This window comes from Neobacillus niacini, from assembly GCF_030817595.1.
Lineage (GTDB): Bacteria > Bacillota > Bacilli > Bacillales > Cytobacillaceae > Neobacillus > Neobacillus niacini_G.
Genome location: NZ_JAUSZN010000001.1, coordinates 3,427,899 through 3,447,745 on the forward strand (window position 1 = coordinate 3,427,899; position 19,847 = coordinate 3,447,745).

General features: G+C 38.4%; 21 protein-coding genes. 6 read left to right on the forward strand and 15 right to left on the reverse strand.

What is annotated here, in order from left to right:
- Positions 1-126 precede the first annotated feature (126 nt).
- The gene (safA, locus tag QFZ31_RS16335; RefSeq protein ID WP_307304479.1) at positions 127-741 is read right to left on the reverse strand and encodes a SafA/ExsA family spore coat assembly protein; all 615 of its coding nucleotides are present in this window, start codon (positions 739-741) and stop codon (positions 127-129) included.
- 95 nt (positions 742-836) lie between these two features.
- Between safA and QFZ31_RS16340 the strand changes: the two genes are divergently transcribed.
- The 3 genes from QFZ31_RS16340 (at position 837) to QFZ31_RS16350 (ending at position 3,076) form a co-directional block, all read left to right on the forward strand.
- Positions 837-1,211 (forward strand): DUF1360 domain-containing protein, encoded by a 375-nt coding sequence (locus QFZ31_RS16340; protein WP_307304482.1) that lies wholly within the window; start codon positions 837-839, stop codon positions 1,209-1,211.
- A 53-nt stretch (positions 1,212-1,264) separates the two neighbouring features.
- Positions 1,265-1,405 carry a hypothetical protein gene (locus QFZ31_RS16345; protein WP_306075762.1) on the forward strand — a complete coding sequence of 47 codons (141 nt, stop codon included), beginning with the start codon at positions 1,265-1,267 and terminating at the stop codon, positions 1,403-1,405.
- Positions 1,406-1,540: 135 nt separating this feature from the next.
- A complete protein-coding gene (locus QFZ31_RS16350; RefSeq protein ID WP_307304485.1) occupies positions 1,541-3,076 on the forward strand; it encodes an FAD-dependent oxidoreductase in 1,536 nt (511 codons plus the stop codon).
- Positions 3,077-3,238: 162 nt separating this feature from the next.
- Here the strand turns inward: QFZ31_RS16350 and QFZ31_RS16355 are convergent, their stop codons facing one another.
- The 5 genes from QFZ31_RS16355 to QFZ31_RS16375 form a co-directional block, all read right to left on the reverse strand.
- Entirely contained in the window at positions 3,239-3,373 is a 135-nt protein-coding gene (locus QFZ31_RS16355) for a hypothetical protein (protein ID WP_257029373.1), read from the reverse strand.
- Positions 3,374-3,426: 53 nt separating this feature from the next.
- On the reverse strand, positions 3,427-4,896 hold the full coding sequence (locus QFZ31_RS16360; RefSeq protein ID WP_307304491.1) for an amidase family protein: 1,470 nt from the start codon (positions 4,894-4,896) through the stop codon (positions 3,427-3,429).
- Positions 4,897-4,979: 83 nt separating this feature from the next.
- Positions 4,980-6,116 (reverse strand): DEAD/DEAH box helicase, encoded by a 1,137-nt coding sequence (locus QFZ31_RS16365; protein ID WP_307304494.1) that lies wholly within the window; start codon positions 6,114-6,116, stop codon positions 4,980-4,982.
- 133 nt (positions 6,117-6,249) lie between these two features.
- Positions 6,250-6,453, reverse strand: a complete 204-nt coding sequence (locus QFZ31_RS16370) for a heavy-metal-associated domain-containing protein (RefSeq protein WP_307311608.1) — start codon at positions 6,451-6,453, stop codon at positions 6,250-6,252.
- Positions 6,454-6,505: 52 nt separating this feature from the next.
- Entirely contained in the window at positions 6,506-6,760 is a 255-nt protein-coding gene (locus QFZ31_RS16375) for an amino acid decarboxylase (RefSeq protein WP_307304496.1), read from the reverse strand.
- 238 nt (positions 6,761-6,998) lie between these two features.
- Between QFZ31_RS16375 and QFZ31_RS16380 the strand changes: the two genes are divergently transcribed.
- Both QFZ31_RS16380 and QFZ31_RS16385 read left to right on the forward strand, forming a co-directional pair.
- Positions 6,999-7,592, forward strand: coding sequence for a copper resistance protein CopC (locus QFZ31_RS16380; RefSeq protein ID WP_307304500.1), 594 nt, complete (start codon positions 6,999-7,001; stop codon positions 7,590-7,592).
- Positions 7,593-8,684, forward strand: a complete 1,092-nt coding sequence (locus QFZ31_RS16385) for a copper resistance D family protein (RefSeq protein ID WP_307304503.1) — start codon at positions 7,593-7,595, stop codon at positions 8,682-8,684.
- Positions 8,685-8,718: 34 nt separating this feature from the next.
- Here QFZ31_RS16385 and kynB read toward each other — a convergent pair whose 3' ends face one another.
- From kynB to QFZ31_RS16420, 7 genes are all read right to left on the reverse strand, one after another.
- Entirely contained in the window at positions 8,719-9,339 is a 621-nt protein-coding gene (gene kynB, locus QFZ31_RS16390; protein ID WP_307304506.1) for an arylformamidase, read from the reverse strand.
- Between the two features lie 69 nt (positions 9,340-9,408).
- Positions 9,409-11,157: a WG repeat-containing protein gene (locus tag QFZ31_RS16395; RefSeq protein WP_307304509.1), complete on the reverse strand. Its 1,749-nt coding sequence runs from the start codon at positions 11,155-11,157 to the stop codon at positions 9,409-9,411.
- 129 nt (positions 11,158-11,286) lie between these two features.
- The gene (locus QFZ31_RS16400) at positions 11,287-12,069 is read right to left on the reverse strand and encodes an IclR family transcriptional regulator (RefSeq protein WP_307304511.1); all 783 of its coding nucleotides are present in this window, start codon (positions 12,067-12,069) and stop codon (positions 11,287-11,289) included.
- 45 nt (positions 12,070-12,114) lie between these two features.
- Positions 12,115-12,897: a 2-dehydro-3-deoxy-D-gluconate 5-dehydrogenase KduD gene (kduD, locus tag QFZ31_RS16405; protein WP_307304514.1), complete on the reverse strand. Its 783-nt coding sequence runs from the start codon at positions 12,895-12,897 to the stop codon at positions 12,115-12,117.
- Positions 12,898-12,948: 51 nt separating this feature from the next.
- Positions 12,949-13,779 carry a 5-dehydro-4-deoxy-D-glucuronate isomerase gene (gene kduI / locus QFZ31_RS16410; protein WP_307304516.1) on the reverse strand — a complete coding sequence of 277 codons (831 nt, stop codon included), beginning with the start codon at positions 13,777-13,779 and terminating at the stop codon, positions 12,949-12,951.
- A gap of 316 nt (positions 13,780-14,095) precedes the next feature.
- Positions 14,096-15,109, reverse strand: coding sequence for a 4Fe-4S binding protein (locus QFZ31_RS16415; protein WP_307304519.1), 1,014 nt, complete (start codon positions 15,107-15,109; stop codon positions 14,096-14,098).
- Between the two features lie 327 nt (positions 15,110-15,436).
- Entirely contained in the window at positions 15,437-16,420 is a 984-nt protein-coding gene (locus QFZ31_RS16420) for a Gfo/Idh/MocA family protein (RefSeq protein WP_307311610.1), read from the reverse strand.
- Positions 16,421-16,539: 119 nt separating this feature from the next.
- On the opposite strand from QFZ31_RS16420, the gene QFZ31_RS16425 reads away from it, so the two are divergent.
- Entirely contained in the window at positions 16,540-18,243 is a 1,704-nt protein-coding gene (locus QFZ31_RS16425) for a glutamine--tRNA ligase/YqeY domain fusion protein (protein ID WP_373459859.1), read from the forward strand.
- Positions 18,244-18,313: 70 nt separating this feature from the next.
- On the opposite strand, the gene QFZ31_RS16430 is transcribed toward QFZ31_RS16425, so the two are convergent.
- Together QFZ31_RS16430 and QFZ31_RS16435 are read right to left on the reverse strand one after the other, a co-directional pair.
- The gene (locus tag QFZ31_RS16430) at positions 18,314-19,375 is read right to left on the reverse strand and encodes a PAS domain-containing protein (RefSeq protein ID WP_307304525.1); all 1,062 of its coding nucleotides are present in this window, start codon (positions 19,373-19,375) and stop codon (positions 18,314-18,316) included.
- A 13-nt stretch (positions 19,376-19,388) separates the two neighbouring features.
- Positions 19,389-19,841, reverse strand: coding sequence for a GAF domain-containing protein (locus QFZ31_RS16435; RefSeq protein WP_307304526.1), 453 nt, complete (start codon positions 19,839-19,841; stop codon positions 19,389-19,391).
- Between the last annotated feature and the right edge of the window lie 6 nt (positions 19,842-19,847).

Here is a 19,847-nt window from a genome sequence, read left to right on the forward strand (position 1 = left end):
TCTTTATCTTGATTTCATCTTACCTCTATTCCAAATTTCTCATAACGAACCAGCGCTTTATTTTCATATCAGTCTCAAGACGTAGAAAGAGTCAGTCCCTTGTGCAGGAACTGACCCATCTAGTGGTTATTTAGATATAAACATTTGTGTCCAATAATGTCTTTGCGATCCGCCTTGTGCGTATCCAACACCAATATGAGTATAATTACCGCTCAATATATTGGCACGGTGACCTGGGCTATTCATCCATGCTCGGACAACTTCCTGTGCAGTTGTTTGCCCTGCTGCTATATTTTCACCTGCAGCGCGATAAGAAATTCCAAAGTTCTTCATCATGGTAAATGGACTGCCGTATGTCGGACTAGTGTGACTGAAATAGTTTTTATCCCTCATGTCCACGGATTTATAACGCGCTACTCTGGAAAGCTCCCAGTCTGGAGTTAATGCTTTTAAACCGTTTTTGGCTCGTTCTTGATTCGTTAATTGAACGACCTGGCTTTCAATATTTTTGGTGGCATCATAACTAGGAATTGTAACCTTATTCCCTGGGTAAATCAGGTTAGGGTTCTTAAATTGGGGATTCGCTGAGATGATTTCAGAGATGCCAACTTGGTATCGAACTGCAATTTTCCAAAGTGTGTCCCCTGGTTGAACGGTGTACACTTGCTGGGCAAACGACACATTTGGAATAAAAAAAAGTGATAGTAAAAACAGTAAACTTATCCAAAATGATTTTTTCATTTTTACGCCTCCTCCGATATATATTTTTGATTTCAGGTTCAAAATATACAGAGCGATAAAATAAAATTTTTCAGATAAAGTTCGGAGGAAAAAGTGTGAGAGACATTTCATGGATTACCTATGTCATGTTAATTTTGGCAAGCTACCGGTTAACCCACTTAATTGTTTTTGATAAAATTACTGAGTTTATACGGAAGCCATTTATGAAGAAAGTGAAAGTAGAAACCAATCATGGAATCGAGACAAAGGAAGTACCTAAAGGCATGTTTGGGTATTTGTTGAAATGTTATTGGTGTGCCGGAGTTTGGAGCGCCATATTACTTGGAGGCGGATATTTACTTTTTCCCAGGGTAACGTTTGTAATCATTTTGATATTTTCCATCGCAGGCGGTCAATCCATCATTGAAACCTTTGTTGGAGTAAACATTAAGAAGGTAGATTATTACGCAGACTTAGAAAAGAAAAAATAAATATAATAGAACGCTCCCCCTTTTGCATAAACATTAGAAAAGGGGGGATTTGAATGGCTGGATGGTGGGTTACTGCCATTGGGTTTATCATTTGTCTTGGAATTGTTGGGGGTACATTGGTTTATTTTTTAAGAGGGACGCTTAACTCTGAAGACTCCACCCGTATTGACCCTGTTAAAAAAGAAACGGACTAATCGATAACAATAATGCGAAGAACCCTGGCTTCCGGGGTTCTTTTTCATTTCAAATAATTTTCAAAAAGAACCTTTACATGATTTCATTAAAATTGGAAAAATTAATCATATGATTATAGTACTGGAGGAAAACATATGAGCTCATCGGAAAGCACCCACCATTTTCCCAGAACTTATTGGCGAGAAATAGAATTACCGACGTTTGAGAAATTAAATGAGGATACTACAGTTGACGTGGCAATTGTTGGTGCTGGGATAACAGGTATTACTGCTGCATATTTGTTGGCAAAAGAAGGTGTAAAGGTCGCAATTATAGAAGCAGGCAGTGTGTTAAACGGGACAACAGGACATACAACCGCGAAACTGACTGCTCAGCATGGATTAATTTACGATGAATTAATTAGTCATTTTGGCGAGGATAAGGCTAAGTTATATTTCGAGTCCGCTTCAAATGCGATTAAATTCGTTGAGAAAACATCAAATGAAAAAGGAATAGATTGTGATTTTAGCAAACAAGATGCGTTTGTATATGCAACATCTGATCAGTATGATAAGAAACTTGAAACGGAAATGTCAGCTTATCAAAGGCTCGGGATCGATGGTGACTTAGTAGGAAACATTCCATTTGATATACAAATAAAGTCTGCGCTATTAATGCGTAATCAGGCACAATACCATCCACTGAAATTTTTAAAAGGGCTTTTAGAAGAGGCAATCAAGGCGGGGTGTAAGGTTTATGAAAATTCGGTTGCAGCAGGAATCGAGGATGTCGAATCTGCCCAGCCAAAAGTTAAGATAAAGGGTGGACATAAAGTTGCATGTAATCAGGTAATTATTGCCTCCCATTTCCCATTTTATGATAAACCAGGTCTCTATTTTGCTAGAATGTACGCGGAAAGATCTTACGCCATCGGGATTAAAACCAATAAGGAATATCCTGGCGGAATGTATATCAGTGCTGACAGTCCGTCACGCTCCATTCGCTATACACCAATTGATGGGGGAAATCTCCTTATACTTGGCGGCGAAAATCATAAGACAGGTCAGGGCGTTGATACGCTCAGTCACTATGTTGCACTTGAGAACTTTGCAAAAGATGTGTTTGACCTTTCTGAATATCACTACCGGTGGTCTGCACAGGATTTAGTGACATTGGACAAGGTGCCTTACATTGGTCCACTCACAAGAGATAAAGAGCATATTTTAGTGGCAACTGGCTATAAAAAATGGGGAATGACTTCGGGAATCCTTGCAGCTCATCTACTGACTGATTATGTACTAAATCGTGATAATCCCTATAAGGAATTGTATACTCCATCACGTTTTGATGCGGACCCAGATATTAAATCAATTATTTCAACGAATGTGGACGTAGCGAAGCATTTAATTAAAGGAAAACTTGAGTTTGTACCAAAGGATCCTGGGGATTTAGTGAATGGAGAAGGTTCTGTTGTCATGCATAAAGGGCAGCGTGCAGGCGCCTACAAGGATGAAAACGGTAAGCTGTACATTGTGGATACCACTTGTACGCATTTAGGCTGTGAATGTGAATGGAATCATGCAGAAAAATCATGGGATTGCCCGTGTCATGGTTCGCGGTTTGCTTATGATGGAGCAGTAATCGAAGGACCAGCAAAAAAGGCACTAAAGAATGTAGCTGATGTACAATAAGATTCACGATATCTACACAATATTGTGAAATATCTACACAATACTCGTTTTATCTACACACCTAGATATATCTACAAATTATAAAGTTTATCTACACATTTTAGGAATATATCTACAAATTCACAAAAAATGAAACGCCTCCCTTGTCAGGAGGCGCTTTCTTTATTTACCATGTGGACGGTTACGTTTTAATTTTTCTCCAGTTTCAAATTCAACCAGTTCTTCAGGCGTTCTCATTGCCTTTTTACGATTGTTATTTCGCTGGGCATTGGCGTTACCGAGTTTTTGTCTACCCATACTATCATCTCCTTTTTAGAGAATACATATAGTATGAGTGAAAATAATTGAAGTTATTCTCCCCTTAGTACTGGTGCTTTACGGAACTTTGTTAATTGTTCGAACGCAAAAGCCGCTTCAATCAGGGTTGGTTCACTATAGGCGTTTCCGGCAAAAGTAATTCCAACAGGTTCTCCTATAGTTGTATAACCAGCAGGTACTGCAATGGTCGGATAGCCAGCTTTCGCACTAATATGTGAGGCCTCTTCACTAGGAAACAGAATCACATCTAATTTATACTTCTCAAGCGCATAATCAATTCCTTGTTCGGTGGAATGATAAAGATCAAATTCCAACGAATTTACATAATCCGCTTCCGTTAAAGAACCACTAGTTGCAGCGGATTGAATCAAGACTTCCTGTCCATACTTAAGCATTGTTGCTTCATTTTCCTTATTAAATTGAATTAAATCATTCAATGTTCTAATGGGTATAGAGGGATGAAGTTTGTTCAAATATGCGTTTAAATCGGGTTTAAATTCATATGTCAAAACGTCATACCGCCACTTGGCATTTGCAGATGGTATCTCTATATGTTCGAAGATCTCCGCACCCGCTGCCTCCAAAACGGCAACAGCATCATGGAAAATCTTAAGCATTTCTTCACTTAAATGTTCGGTGAAACCATCTAAGGCTATTCCTATCCGTTTCCCCTTGAGTCCATCTTTACGTAAATGTTCGGTAAAGTCTTTATCAGCTAGTGGATTCGTTTTGGTTATTGGATCTTCCTCATCTCTTCCTGTCAAAACATTCAAGAGAATAGCTGCGTCTCTAACAGTCCTAGCCATTGGTCCGGCTGTATCCTGAGTATGCGCAATCGGAATGATACCTCTCCTGCTGATTAGACCCACTGTCGGTTTAATTCCGACTAATGAGTTTTGGCAGGATGGATTCAAGATCGATCCAGATGTTTCTGTCCCAATCGCTGCAGCTGCCAAATTCACAGCAATAGCCGCACCGGAACCTGAACTAGAGCCGCCAACATCAAATTGTCCTGGACCGTAAGGATTTAATACCTGACCGCCGCGTGAGCTATAGCCACTTTTCATCCCATAAGCCATGAAGTTTGCCCACTCTGTCATATTGGTTTTACCAAGAATGACTGCTCCTGCTGCGCGAAGCTGATCCGCCACATAAGAATCTCTTAACGCAACGGAATCCTTTAATGCTAATGAGCCAGCGCTTGTATGCATTTTATCTGCAGTATCAATATTGTCTTTAATTAAAATGGGAATACCGTGCAATGAACTGCGTGCTCCCGTCTCCTTCCGTTCAGCGTCAAGTGTAGATGCGATATGAAGCGCATCAGGGTTGACCTCAAGGATGGAGTGAATATTTTTATCATAAACAGAAATTCTATGTAGATACATCATTACAAGTTCTCTAGATGTAAGCTCTCCAGATGTCATTTTCTCCTGCATTTGAGTGATCGTAGCTTCCTCAATCCAATGATCGAGATATTTCTTTAGCTTTGGATTTTCCATGTTTCTCCCCCCAATACCCTAAATTTTATAATAGAATGAAAAATCCAGCAATTAAAAAAGCAGGGAATATTTCCCCTGCCTTTTTAACTACGAGCCTTTTGTTCTGGTTCAGCTATCTGCCCTTTAAAGAATATTCTTTTACTAGGCGTAACGTTTAACTCTTGACAGTAACGCTTTAATTCACGTTCTTCCCGTTCCGTTACTAACGATATGACGGTACCATTTGCTCCCATTCTTCCTGTCCTGCCCGCTCGGTGAACATACTGAGCAATATCCCTAGGGAAATCCACATGAACAACATGAGTAACCCCTTGAATATCTAAACCACGTGCAGCAACATCAGTAGCAATCAACATTTTTGTTTTGCCATCACGGAAAGCCTTGAGCTCCGCCTGCCGTTCTAATTTCTTCATATCACTATGTAGAATTCCTGTTGATAACTCTTTGAAATTAAACTTTTCTTTAAAAACTTGAATTTCCCCAATATCATTAATAAATGCTAAGGCCTTGATGTTGTCTAAACGAACGATTTTTTCCAGAAGCTTGATCTTATCTCTAGGTTCAGCAGTAAAATAGATATGTTCAACTTCTCCAGAGGAAGCCAGTTCATCCTTTTCTATTCTAAGAATTTCGGGCTCCTTCGTTATTTCCTTTGCCAATTTCTCAGTTCCAGCTTTCATCGTTGCTGAGAATAATACCACTTGGCGGTCACCCATCGTAGATTTTACAATATTTTGGACTGTGTTGAGATGCTCAGGAATCAGCAGCTGATCTCCCTCATCTAATACTACAAGCTTCACTTCGTGCATTTTTACTTTTTTCTGTTTGATCAGTTCAAATAACCTGCCTGGTGTAGCAAAAATGACATGAGGGCGCTTTTTTAATTTTTCAAGCTGGCGTTTTACATTGGCTCCGCCAATAATGGAGGTGCCTCTTATTCCGCTGCCTTCTGACCACTTTTGAAATTCCTGATAAACCTGCATAACCAATTCCTGCGATGATGCTAAAACTACAGCTTGGAGTGACTGTGAATTAGGTTCCACTTTATTTAATAATGGCAATAAATAAGCAAGTGTCTTGCCTGTACCAGTTGGAGATTCTGCAATTAAGTCTTTTCCTTCAAGAATTAGCGGGATGGCTGTATCCTGAATCGAAGTAGGCTGTTGAAATCCGGACTTTTCCCAGTTTTCCTGTAAAAAAGGGCTTAAGGTATTTAACATATTTGACTCCTTTATTTATCTCATTTCTACATATTATATCCACACATGACATTGATACTAACCTATTTACTAAAATGTGTCCATAAAAAACCCATTCCTAAGCATGGAATGGGTCTTCGTTTCAATTCATATATTAATCAAATGTTCGGATCGCCAATTTATGAATGGTGGAATTTATTTCTTCCATTTCTATGATTGCTTCATTATAGTCAATTTCAATTTTTCCACTTCCAGCTAATATCCTTACCTTTTCTATTCCATTATATCTTTTTATTTTCCTTTTAATTTTTCCAATACATCCTGAGCAGGCCACATCATTTAAAGATAATTGTATCATACTCACCTTGAATATCCCCTTTCCATAATGGCAATTCTAACAGTACATTTATCTATATTTCATTCATTTTTATGGCCATCAATCGGAAGTGCGCAGGTTCTACTTCGTTGACGATTGCATTCATTCCCAAAGATTGAAAAGTTGCTACTAATGGCTCTCCGGGGTGGGGTAAATGAATTTCAAATATCGTCCCAACAGGTGCTGTTTTTACAAAATTTAAAATTTCCCTGCGTGGATGTTCTCCCTTTAAGACCCTCTCACGAATATCTATAACGGCTCTTTGTCCTTCTATTTGAAAGCTACTCATCACTTCATCTCCTCATGATTATGATTTTCACCAAGTGTAGCATCCTTTTCAAATTAAAGAATTGATTTAAATCACGCATAGGTATGTTCTTAATAGAGCTCGGTTACTAAATGCCTTAAGGATAGTAAAAAGCCATTTTTGAACGTATTGTGAACATTACCTTTAATTTGATATAAGCCTTTTGATTTAATGGTAGAATGAAGAACAGCAAGATAACAATATATCGGAGTTGAAAATGATGTTAAATAAAATTGCTCTACTCTCCACTTTGTTACTCTTTATTTTTGGAGCAAATGTGTTTGCACATTCCCATTTGGAAGAGTCTACCCCCAAAAATGGAGAAATCGTAACTCAGTCACTCAAGGATATTACGCTTACTTTTGAAACAGCATTAGAACCAACTAGTTCATTTACATTAATCGATGGTAATCATACAGCTATTCCACTTTCTACTGTTTCAATTACCGGTAATCAATTAATCGCCAATGTAGAAGACGACCTTACAAATGGAGCTTACACTATTCATTGGAAAATAATTGGAGAAGATGGTCATCCTCTTGAGGGCGATATTCCCTTCACAATGAACCTTCCTGAGAATGCTGCACCTCCAGAACAAACTGGATCAGAACTATCTACTAATGATGCTACCACTGCCGAAACAACAGCTGATGCAGACATAGAAACGGTACTGAAGGATCAAGCAATTGAGGTAAATGAGGCTTCTTTAGATGAACCCGGTATCATGAATTATGTACTGCCAGCAATTATTGGTTTGATTATTGTTTTAGGCTTCGGAAGCTATTGGTTAATTTTTAGGAGGAAACAAGTCTAGATGTTTATTGCAGGCATTGTAAGTGAGGCTTTACTTTATAGTAGTTTTTCATTGCTGCTAGGAAGCTTTATTCTTAATCTTGTACCCAAATCGGTACGACCGGAAATTAAGATTCCCAAATTTGTACTATTGGGTGCAGCATTAGGAATTGCTATATTTTCATTTTTACCGGTGTTAAAAATTGTTTTATATTTATATGAAGACCTAGGTTTAGGCTATACCCTTCAGTCTGTGTTAACCAATTTCGAGGTTGGTAAGACATGGATTAGTACGGGGATTATTTCGTTAATTCTATTCATTTATCTGATTCCAATTAGGCTTGAACAAAAACCGTTATTCTCATTGACTGGCCTAGTATTTACGCTTATCTTAATTGCTTTCCTTGGCTGGTCAAGTCACGCAGCTTCATTATCGAAAATGGCGGGTTTTCTTACACACACCGCTCACTTTTTGGCCATTACAACTTGGGTTGGAATTTTGTTAGTGGTAAGCTGGTGTTCACAGAACCATGAAAATTGGTTGAAATTCTTAAAGTGGTTTTCGCCACTTGCTATTTTATGTTTAATTGCCACGACCATAACAGGAATATCATTAATGACCTTTCATATGGAACTGTCCGATTATGTTAGTGTAACGGCAATCCCCTATGGTCAGACATTATTAATCAAACACATTGCGATTTTGCCATTACTAGCTTTCGCCTTTATCAATAGCATTTTTATTCGGAAGAGACTCCTCAATGATTCTTCTTATAATCCGCTTCCATGGGCGAAGCTGGAAAGTATTATTGTTTTGGTTGTTTTTTCGATTACGGGTGCATTGGGACAAGCTTCACCACCGCATGAACTTAGTTCGATGATTAGAGCAGAAGGTGCGTCTAAGCTGTTTACCTTTTTTCACCCAGGAGAAATAAACTTCCCTATTACCTTTTCTCCAGGGATTGTTTCAATCATCCTATTTCTAATTGCTATTCTTTTCTTAGCGTTGGTTATTGTAACTTTTATAAAAAAAGCTCCAAAAGCTTTGGCATTAGTAATGAGTTTACTATTTATCCTTTCAGGCTATATAGGTTTTATGTTAAGTCTTTCATAAAAGAAGCAGCGGAAATTAATTCCGCTGCTTTTTTTTAGATTGTACGTAATACTGCCCTTACCGGACTTCCATCTCCTTCAACCAACGGCAGCGGCAAAGCAATCAATTCATAATCACCTGGTTCCACTTCATCTAAAAGGACTGATTCAAGAATGTGAATCCCATTTTCATTTAAACTATGATGAGCATAAAGGTCTTTGCTGTCAATGGGGTCGACAGATGGAACATCTACCCCAATCAGTCTAATTCCCCTCTCTGCTAGGAATGGACCAAGATCAGCTTCCAAATGGGGTATTTTTTCTGGAAATTCAGAAGCATTTTGCCATGAGAGGGTTCGAAACAACACTCTTTTCATTCCCTTTAAATCTACATCCTCTAAATCCTTAACTCCTATACTTTCCTTCCCAGTCATATCGAGAACCCTTACAGGCCCGATATATAATTCGAGATCCAAGTCAATAATCTTTTTTCCATCATCATCAAAATGAAAAGGTGCGTCAACATGCGTCCCTGTATGTGTACTCATTGTAAGAGTCCCTATGTTTACAGAACCGCTTTCTGCTTTGGACCACGACACCTCATAGTGAAAGGCTGTATCACCTGGCCAAACTGGCATTCCGTTTTCAAGCCTTCTAGAAATATCAATTATTTTCATTCAACCACTCCCTAGGGCAGCATTTTAGTAGCCTATGTTAAAAATATATCGCTGTCCTTTTGTTGTCAATTAATGAAAGGAGCGCCAAAAAACTCCATCGTGATCAATAATGCTGCTTATATCATGAAACGGAATCGTAAAGGTTGGAAACCCAGCAGCATAAGGGGCAATCTCGTATGGTTCAAAATAAATGTTCAACTCCCCTTTGCTAATAAAGAAGGGCTGGTCTGCTTTGATACCCTTATACGTATCCGAAAAAACATAGGAATATTGTTCGTCGTTTTTAATTTTTTCTCCAATCATTTCACTGATCACTTTTACATAATCTGCTTCTCGCTTAAACAACTCTTTAAGTTGATAAAACCTTCCCGTTTTTAGGTCAATATGGGCATATTTTTTTACTGGCATTCCATGTGCCGCTCCAAAGGGATAATCATAGCCATTTATCTCCAAGACTACTAGGTTATTTTTATAAAAACTTACGTCGAAATCACCTGCGTAGCTTGATTCCAACTGTGTATGCTGAGGGATTGCCTTGACTCCAGAAAGTTCCTTCAATGTTTGATTTACGCTCTCCGGAGAGCTAACCCCCGTTAACTGTGGATAATAAACTAAATAATCCTTATTTGGTTTGAATTTGTTTTCGGTAACGGAATAATCCTCTTTTAAAGGAATGATTGTATTTTGTTTCCAAACTAACGTGCCTTTTTTATCAAAATAGAGAATGCGGAGATCGATATCTCCCTTAATTAAGGATTTATTAAATGCTAATGTACCACCACCTTGAACCATTGGAAGATGGTTCAAGCGCTGACCACGCTTATCTATAAAGAAAGTCATTTCGTCATTGTATGCCGAGGCCACTCCATCCTTGTATTCGGAGACACCATTATAGATAAACCCAGTATAAATATGACCGTCAGCATCAGCTATTGCATACTTTTGAAAAAGATATGGCCTTTCTGGATCTTGTGCTTTCCCCAGTGCATATCGATTCTCTCCAAGGTTTATTAAACTAAAATACTGGGGTTTTATGATATATTTCCCCTGCCTATCTATCAGGCCATAATGATTATTTTCAACATTCACAATTGCTCTGTCTTCAACAAACGGCTGTGTTCCCATAAACTGTGGTTCAATCAATACTTTGCCTGATTCGTCCATGTATCCCCATTTTCCATCGTTACTTTTTCGAAATGCCAGCATACCCTCACCATAATCGTCGACAAATGGAAAAGAGTATGAATGTAGTACTTTTCCTGTAAGATCAATGAGTGAATAGCTGCCCTCTTTTAATTTTACAAGGGCTTTTCCGTGTTCAAAATCACTAGCAGATTCATAGGACAGCGGAATGACTTCATTGCCTCTCCTATTTAAATATCCATATAAATAGTTGCCTTGCTCATTTGTATTGGCAGCTGCTGCCCTGCCTTCTTGAAAATCTCCGATAAAGGAATACGCCTTTGAAGTAATTTCCTTCCCACTTTCATCCAATACTTTAAATCCTTCGTGATCGATAGCTGTCGCACGACCTTCTGAAAAAGGGATGATTGTTTCATACTTTGGTTTCACAATAAAATATCCGTCAGTGTTAATAATACCTGTAAGATTGTTTAATTGGATGATGGCTAAACCATTTTCCTGAAAATCACGAGCCATTTCATATTTGGGAGGGAGAACAAAAGCCCCCTTTTCATTGATGTATCCCCACTTACCGCCGCCAACATCTTTTACTTCTGCTGGAAAAAGGTAAACCATTCTTGATAGGGAAAGCAGGTAGGTAATCCAATTTTCCTGTTCTGTATTTCTTCTAGACATCCGTACTACCCCATTTTATTTTTTATTATATATATGAAAAAATGGGCGGGATGTAGCTTATCTTCCATCACATACAAAAAAGAATCTATTTTGACCAATGAGGCTTCAAAATAGATTCTTCCTGATTTTTTAAATAAATACGTAATTTTGCTGCAATTCTCTTTGGATATTTTCTTTTGTTTTTAAGATGGCTTGGATGATTTGGTCTTTTACTTCAGGCGAAATGCGGTAGGCTGGTACGCTGACGCTAAAAGCACCGTATGTTTGGTTATTCATTACCAATGATACACCTAAACAATAGACATCCTTTTCACCTTCACTGTCGTCAATTGCATAACCATTTCTTTTTACGTCTTCTAACTGTTTTAATAAATTCTCCGGATTCGTAATCGTCGTTTCTGTTATGGGTTTTAGCTCCACTCGGTTCAAATAAGCGGCTTTTTCACTTTCCGGCATTTCTGAAAGTACGGCTTTCCCCATCGCAGAACAATAAAGCGGCTTCGATAAACCAATCCTTGAATTTAAACAGACAATTGGCTTTTTCGTCTCCAACTTGTTAACAGTTAGGATTTCATCGCCTTCTAAAATGCCTAAGTGAATCGTTTCATCTAAACTATTTTGCAGGTCTTTTAAATATGGATAAGAAATTTTTGAAATGTCTAAATCAGCAAGATATTTATTTGCGTATTTGATCAGGGCACTGCCAAGCCCAAATTTTTTCGTTTCTGGATGTTTTTTTACATAACCAATTAGAAGAAGGGTGTCTAATATCTTTAAGGCCGTTGAACTCGTTAATCCTGTTTCTTGTGCAATCACGTTTAATGCTTGTGGTTCTTTCTTTGCTGACAGAAAATCAAGGATACTTGAAGCCTTTATTAGAACAGTACCATATGGCTGCTTTGCATTCTCCATTATGTTACCTCCCTTCATCTTTTTAAACTTATTATAATATAAAAACTAGCGAACGAGCCAGCCGCCATCCACTGGGATAATGGCTCCATTCATATAATCAGAACCTCTGCTTGCAAGGAAGACCACAACACTTTGCAGGTCTTCTGGAGTTGCCCAACGACCAGCCGGGATACGGGCAGTAATCTCTGCATGACGAACTTCATCCTCACGAATCGGTGCTGTATTTTTGGTTTCAACATAACCAGGCGCAATGGCATTAATTTGAATGCCCTTTATCGCTAACTCATTCGCGAACGCCTTCGTTAAACCAGCAACACCATGCTTACTCGCCGTGTAGGAAGGTACAAATTTACCACCTTGAAAAGACAGCATAGAAGCAACATTTATGATTTTTCCACTGCCTTGTTCCGCCATTACTTTCGCAGCTTCCTGGCTTAAAAAGTAAACTGCGTTTAGATTAATATCCATGACTGCATCCCAATCTTCTTCCTTATATTCAAGAAGAGGCGAACGGCGAATGGTACCTGCGTTATTAACTAATATATCTATTCTTCCGTATGTTTCTAAGCATTTTGCAACGATATCTTTTGAAACTTGTTTATCTGTTAAATCACCTTGAAAAAACGCTACGCGACGTCCTTCTTTTTCAATCAGTTCTTTTGTTTCTCCCCAATTGTTCCCATGAGTGGTGATAAAGAGGTCCGCACCTGCTTTTGCCAGCGCAACCGCAAAGCCTTGCCCAATTCCTGTGTTTCCCCCAGTTACGATGGCGACTTTACCATCTAATTTAAAATAATCTAATGAAAATTGTTGTGAGTTATTCCCCATTTTATAATCCCCCTTGTTAATGAAGTATGTAGAACGAACTCGATTAGCGAGTTATTTCAATTCCTTCATTGGAACCATGTCCATATCATTGTAAGTAATGTTTTCTCCGCACATTGCCCAAATGAAAGTATAATCACTTGAACCTACTCCAGTATGGATTGACCAGCTTGGAGAAATAGCAGCCTGCTCATTTGCAATAACTAAGTGTTTCGTTTCATCCGGTTTACCCATGAAATGGAAAACGCGGGTATCTTCTTTCATATCAAAATAAAGGTATGTTTCCATACGGCGTTCATGTGTATGACAAGGCATTGTATTCCATGCACTTCCAGGAGTTAGAATAGTATAACCCATTTGAAGTTGGCAGCTTTGACATACATTTGGGTGAATATATTGATAAATGGAACGATGATTTAATGTTGCTGAATCTCCTGTTACCATCGGTTCAATATTATCAATACTAATTTTTACATTTGGGTATTTATGGTGGGCCGGTACAGATACCGTATAGAATTTTGCTGGATTAGACGGATCTTCTGATTTAAACTGGATATCCTTTGTTTCTTTTCCAATGTAAAAACCATCCTGCTTTTTCATTGGTTCTTCTGTGCCCTCGATAACGATTGAGCCTGGTCCTCCAATATTAATAACACCAAGTTCACGTCGCTCTAAGAAATATGTAACTCCTAATTCTGTAGAAAGTTCAATGGTTAGCGGCTTATCTGTTGGTGTAACACCGCCAAAAATCATCCTGTCGTTATGTGTATACGTTAATCTCACTTCTCCTGGAACAAAAATACTTTCTACTAAAAATTCCTTGCGCAATTGTTCTGTAGAATAATGACGAATATCTTCTGGACTATGTGTGTAACGAGTTTCCATTTTTTTCACTCCTGTTATCGAATTATTTTTGTACTGCCGTTTTCCATTTGTAAATGGCAGGTTCCAAACTTGAGTAAGCGATTGCAAATGGTACTGCAATGTTACATCTACACTTTAAGTAATCCATGCAGAATACTTTTTTCAAGTTTAAACGTTACCTCTCAATTTCCAAATAGGAAATGTTGTTGTTTATTTGGAAATCTATATTCTTATTATATTGGACATATTTTGGTTTTTCAACCGCATTTTATAAAATACTCAGAAAAATGAGGATAAAAAAAATAACCTGTGTGTTTAAACAGGTTATGATTATCTATTATTCTATATTATTCGCTTCAGGAATAAGGATTTTCCATTCCTCATATCTGATAATCGTTTCCCAATGGCCTGTTAGTTTTGCATAGCCAATAATTAAGAAGAAAGCCACAAAGAACGACACTGGTATAAACCATTTACTCACTTTCTTATTTGCAACGGTCATATTCAGGGTGTCCTTCACTGGGCATGCTTCCACACAAGCCATACAAGCCGTACAATTTAAATTATTGACGGTTTCTACTTTGTGCACCTTTATTCTTGAAGGGCATACCTTCGTACACATTTCACAGTTCGTACAGGTCTCTTCATTTCTACGGACCTTTGAAATTCTAAAGATCGAGCCAAGCCCGATAAACGCTCCGTATGGGCAAAGAAATCGGCACCAGAAGTTCCTAAAGAACGAGGAAAGCATAACCATTACGATAAGAAAACCTAAGCCAAAACCACTGATACCTAAGAAAAATGTCAGCATTTTTATATCCGAGATTTTGTTATATGGTTCATTTAAAAAGGCGATCGCACCATATGTAGGCATTACAATAACCATCCCCAAAAAGAACAGCAACAATAAGTATTTAATGGGGGTTAGCAGCCAAACAAGCCATGTTGGTACTTCGAAATTTCTTTTAAACAATTTTTTCCCCAATCTTGAAATCCATTCACTGACTGTTCCAACTGGGCAAATCCAGCTGCAAAAAGATCTTCTGAAAATGATAGCACCACCAACAAAAAAACTTAACAAAACAAGTCCTGCAGGATGGATGACATCAAAATCTCCAGTGGCAAGCCAAACCTTCAAGGCCATTAAGGCACTAATCGGCAGGAACCCTTCCACCGCAGCTGGTCTCTCAACAAAAGATGTTTCCCCAAGGGTTTCAAAATGCATATAAAATTGATAAAAACGAATACCAACATATAGTAAAAACAACAGGAATACTGCTTGAACCACGTATCTTGTTATTTGAACCGGCTTTCTCTTCAGCTGTTTCTTATACAAGTTCTTTGACTTCATCACGACTCCTCCATCTTCATCACCCTTAATATAAGGAACGAAGTTAAACGGGGGATGTGATAAAAGTCATCGAGAATACCGTTTTCATAAAGAATTCACAACCGTATTCTTAAAACAGACAAAAATGGTTTGTTTATTTTTTAGATATCTACGCATTTTTTTATTTATCTACACACTTTAAGAATTTATCTACACAAAGTAAGGATATATCTACACAATTTGAGATTTTATCTACACAAAGTAAGGATATATCTACACAATTTGAGATTTTATCTACACAAAGTAAGGATATATCTACACACTTTCAAAAAATATCTACAAATCAGTCTAGCGTTCTACTCCAAATACGATATTGTTCTGTTTCCTCGCTTCTTCCGTTACTTTTAGCACGATCTGACTCATAACCTTTAACTTCTCATATCGATGATCATCATTTGTTTCAATAATCTCAGCGATATTTATGCACTCATAGACCATGTTTTTATCTTCTTGGCCAACGCTTAAGATTTCGCTCTCTTTCGTGTGACTGTCGATGAATTTTATTTGAGATATCGGTGCCGCATCCTCAAGGACGAAGGTACCCTTTTCACCATGGATTTCACATGGCATAAGTGAATGTGAAATTTTCGAGCAAAGAATAGTACAGACGAAATCTTGATACTCTAACAGTAGCGTACCGCTGCCATCAACTCCGCTTGACAGGATCACGGGATGGTAGGTAACCTTTTTCGGCTCCCCAAAAAGCCCAACAGCTAAATACAGTGGATAAACCCCTAGATCAACAAGGGCACCGCCAGAAAAAGTACTAGAGAAGATATTTGGGTTCTCTCCTCTTAAAAACGCATCGTATCTAGAAGAATACTGTATATATGGCAACATGGCGCTTCTTAGATTGCCTGCCAGATGAATTTTTTCCTTAAGTATTTGAAAGTTCGGAGTATGAATATTTCGAATCGCTTCAAATAAATAAACCCCATTTTCCTCAGCCGTTTGATACGCTATTTCCAGTTCAGCTGGATTTGAAAAAATTGGCTTTTCACAAATAACATGCTTTTTATTTTTTAAAAAAGTAAGTGCCTGTTCGAAATGGACAGAATTGGGGGAAGCAATATAAACAGCTTGAATCTCAGCGCTTTTTGCCATTTCCTCTAAATCAGAAAAGTAGTGTTCTGCGTTATATGTATGTGCCAGTTCTTTTGCTTTCTCTTCTGTCCGGGAGTAGACCGCGGTTAACTTTAGTTTTTCGCTTAACTTTGCTGCCTCAATAAAGGCGGCTGTAATCCACCCTGTTCCCACTGTACCTAAATTAATCATATAAAATCCCCTTCCATTCCTTCTATAAGCATATATTGTACCTTTTTGCTTTCTTTTTGCCAATTCCACTATTTTTCTAATGAATAGTTGGGTACAATGGAAAAATATCATAATTTATGTTATTTATAAGTAATAGAGATGAAAGAAAGAGGTTGAATAGAGTGGAAAATCTAAGTTCTAATTTTATAAAAGATGTTATGATTAAGGATTTGGAATCAGGTAAGCATAATAAAATTATCACTCGTTTCCCTCCAGAGCCAAACGGATATTTACATATCGGCCATGCTAAATCCATTATCATTAACTTTGGATTAGCGGATGAATTTAACGGAAAAACCAATTTACGATTTGATGACACCAATCCGTTAAAGGAAGATGTCGAATATGTTAACTCGATTAAGGAAGATGTAAAATGGCTTGGTTTTGATTGGGATAACTTATTCTTTGCTTCTGATTATTTTGAAGAAATGTACAAACGTGCCGTGCTATTAATAAAAAAGGGACTAGCATACGTGGATGACCTATCCGCTGACGAAATCCGTGAATACCGCGGCACATTGACCTCTCCTGGTAAAGAGAGCCCGTATCGCGATCGTTCAGTTGAGGAAAATCTTGATTTATTTGAACGGATGCGCAATGGAGAATTTGAAAATGGACAAAAAGTTCTTCGCGCTAAAATTGATATGAAGTCTCCTAATATCAATTTACGTGATCCTGTCATTTATCGAATTTCTCATGCTACACATCATAATACCGGTGATAAGTGGTGTATTTATCCGATGTATGCTTTCGCACACCCTCTTGAGGATGCGATTGAAGACGTAACCCATTCCATTTGTACAGTTGAGTTTGAAGACCAACGTCCACTTTATAACTGGGTAGTGGAACAATGCGAAATGGAAAGTACGCCACAGCAAATTGAATTTGGCCGTTTAAACGTGACAAACACGGTGATGAGTAAGCGGAAACTAAAGCAACTTGTTGACGAAGGGTTTGTTGATGGCTGGGATGACCCGCGGATGCCAACGATTTCCGGCATGAGACGCAAAGGGTTCACCCCTGAATCCATCCGTAATTTTGTCCGGGAAACAGGTGTTTCGAAAGGTTCCGGAGCTGTCGATTCACAAATGCTCGAACACTTTGTCAGAGAAGACCTAAAGTTAAAGGCACCGCGGACAATGGGAATTCTAAATCCGTTAAAAGTGGTCATTACGAATTATCCAGAAGGTCAAATAGAGTTACTTGACGCTGAGATTAATCCTGAGGTTCCAGAAATGGGCATGCGGAAAATTCCATTTTCTCGTGAAATTTATATTGAAAAAGACGATTTCATGGAAAATCCTCCGGCTAAATACTTCCGTCTCTTCCCTGGTAATGAAGTTCGCCTAAAACATGCCTATTTTATCAAATGTGAAGAAGTAATCAAGGATATAAACGGAGAAGTTATTGAGCTGCGCTGCACCTATGACCCATTAACCAAAAGCGGTACTGGCTTCACCGGTCGCAAGGTAAAGGGAACGATTCATTGGGTAGAAGCTACAAATTCTGTTCCAGCAGAATTTCGTCTATACGAACCATTAATTCTTGATAATACTGATGAGGATACTGCTGAAGAGGGAAAGACCTTCCTCGACAACGTAAATCCAGAATCACTTGTGGTATTACAGGGATTTGTCGAGCCTAACATGAGAGAAAGCAGGCCACACGATAAATTTCAATTCTTTAGGCATGGATATTTCAACGTAGATCCTAAACATACGACAGTGGATAAACTGGTCTTTAACCGAATTGTATCTTTAAAAAGTTCCTTTAAGATATAAAAAAAAATGCTTCAGCCCCTAGGCGCTGAAGCTAGAAAATAAAAATAGAACCAAGCACGAGTGCTTGGTTCTATTTTTTTGATTTCGGGGTTGATGGAACTTCTAGTATGATCCTTGTTCCTTTACCCGGTGTAGAGTTTATGGTTAGTTCTCCTCCTACCGCCCGTGAACGTTCATCCATACTAAACAGGCCTACACCGCGGGACTCGGAATCCAGTTCAAATCCTTTCCCTTTGTCCTCAATCATTACTCTAACAACTTCATCCATTTCTCTAATTGTGACAGCAGCATCGGAAACCTCCGCATACTTTCGTATATTCGTTAATGCTTCTTGAATAATACGATAAATGGTTATTTCAATAGCGATGTCTAAGCGGCGATTTAATACACACTCAAAATAAACATCGATATGATAGTTTTCTGAGAAACGAGACAGAAAGGAACGGATCGCAGGAACAAGTCCAAGATCATCTAGTACAGATGGACGCAGTTCCCATGAAATATCCCGGATTTCCTCTATTAATTGAGTGGCTTCATTCTGCATTTGCTCTAGCAGAGGATGATCCATTTCAGAATGCAAGCGATTGATGGTAATGAGGTGACTATATAAATTCTGCCCGATCCCATCATGTAAATTTCGTGATAAGCGCTTTCGTTCTTCTTCCTGAACATCGATTATCGTGGTCATCATTTTCTGTAATTCCTGTTCAACCCGCTTTCGTTCGGTAATTTCATAGCGGATTGCTAAATATTGATATGGTTTTCCTTTATCATTCATAAACGGAACAATCGTCGTATCGACCCAATAAAATGTTCCATCTTTTGCACGGTTGCGTATTTCGCCCTTCCAAACCTTCCCCGAGCCAATGGTTTTCCACATTTCTTTAAAAAAACTGTTCGGGTGGTATCCGGAATTCAATATTCGATGATCCTGGCCTAAAAGTTCTTCTTTTGGATACTTAGAGATTTGGCTAAATTGTTCATTAATATATGTAATCGTACCCCTTGAATCTGTAATTGCCACAATCGAAGATTCATCAAGGGCAAACTTTATATCGATTAATTCCTGCATCGATTTTTTTAATTCTAACTCAAGGTTTGCAAACTCACGCTGCTGCCGGTCTCTGTCCATACATATCCCCCTTCTAGCCTATATTCTGGTTTTGTAATATCTGCTCTAATTCCAAGGCAGCATCCTGAACCATTTCTTGGTCATCTTCGGAGAATGTATATTTTTCCCTCTTCCCAACTAGCAGCACACCTTTTGGCAAGGAATTAAAAAACATAGGCACTGCATAGCAGGAAACAAGTTTCTCAGCAAGCATAATAGGATGATCTGTTACCTTTCCATAAATATCGTTTGGAAAGTCAATCAACATCATTGGACTGCCGCTCGAAATAATTTTCCCAGCAACCCCTTTTCCGAACCGGACGGTGATTCTTTTATATTTATCATTTAAATTGCCTGAAGCATAATGCCACCTTACATCTGGTCCTACCTCATTTTGAAGTGCTAAAGCGACAAATTCGCAGCCTATTCTTTTCTTTAACGCTTCACAGACTTTATTTACCTGTGACATCCCCATAAGCTCGGTCATCCTTGA

Bases quoted from the DNA above. Each gene is read 5' to 3' on its own strand.
- QFZ31_RS16345 (WP_306075762.1), top strand. From the start codon at position 1,265: ATGGCTGGATGGTGGGTTACTGCCATTGGGTTTATCATTTGTCTTGGA.
- QFZ31_RS16355 (WP_257029373.1), bottom strand. From the start codon at position 3,373: ATGGGTAGACAAAAACTCGGTAACGCCAATGCCCAGCGAAATAACAAT.
- QFZ31_RS16415 (WP_307304519.1), bottom strand. From the start codon at position 15,109: ATGAAGTCAAAGAACTTGTATAAGAAACAGCTGAAGAGAAAGCCGGTT.
- QFZ31_RS16435 (WP_307304526.1), bottom strand. From the start codon at position 19,841: ATGACCGAGCTTATGGGGATGTCACAGGTAAATAAAGTCTGTGAAGCG.
- QFZ31_RS16380 (WP_307304500.1), top strand. From the start codon at position 6,999: ATGTTAAATAAAATTGCTCTACTCTCCACTTTGTTACTCTTTATTTTT.
- QFZ31_RS16425 (WP_373459859.1), top strand. From the start codon at position 16,540: ATGTTATTTATAAGTAATAGAGATGAAAGAAAGAGGTTGAATAGAGTG.
- kduI (WP_307304516.1), bottom strand. From the start codon at position 13,779: ATGGAAACTCGTTACACACATAGTCCAGAAGATATTCGTCATTATTCT.
- safA (WP_307304479.1), bottom strand. From the start codon at position 741: ATGAAAAAATCATTTTGGATAAGTTTACTGTTTTTACTATCACTTTTT.
- kynB (WP_307304506.1), bottom strand. From the start codon at position 9,339: ATGAAAATAATTGATATTTCTAGAAGGCTTGAAAACGGAATGCCAGTT.
- QFZ31_RS16395 (WP_307304509.1), bottom strand. From the start codon at position 11,157: ATGTCTAGAAGAAATACAGAACAGGAAAATTGGATTACCTACCTGCTT.
- QFZ31_RS16365 (WP_307304494.1), bottom strand. From the start codon at position 6,116: ATGTTAAATACCTTAAGCCCTTTTTTACAGGAAAACTGGGAAAAGTCC.
- QFZ31_RS16350 (WP_307304485.1), top strand. From the start codon at position 1,541: ATGAGCTCATCGGAAAGCACCCACCATTTTCCCAGAACTTATTGGCGA.
- QFZ31_RS16385 (WP_307304503.1), top strand. From the start codon at position 7,593: ATGTTTATTGCAGGCATTGTAAGTGAGGCTTTACTTTATAGTAGTTTT.
- QFZ31_RS16370 (WP_307311608.1), bottom strand. From the start codon at position 6,453: ATGATACAATTATCTTTAAATGATGTGGCCTGCTCAGGATGTATTGGA.
- QFZ31_RS16360 (WP_307304491.1), bottom strand. From the start codon at position 4,896: ATGGAAAATCCAAAGCTAAAGAAATATCTCGATCATTGGATTGAGGAA.
- kduD (WP_307304514.1), bottom strand. From the start codon at position 12,897: ATGGGGAATAACTCACAACAATTTTCATTAGATTATTTTAAATTAGAT.
- QFZ31_RS16375 (WP_307304496.1), bottom strand. From the start codon at position 6,760: ATGAGTAGCTTTCAAATAGAAGGACAAAGAGCCGTTATAGATATTCGT.
- QFZ31_RS16400 (WP_307304511.1), bottom strand. From the start codon at position 12,069: ATGGAGAATGCAAAGCAGCCATATGGTACTGTTCTAATAAAGGCTTCA.
- QFZ31_RS16430 (WP_307304525.1), bottom strand. From the start codon at position 19,375: ATGGACAGAGACCGGCAGCAGCGTGAGTTTGCAAACCTTGAGTTAGAA.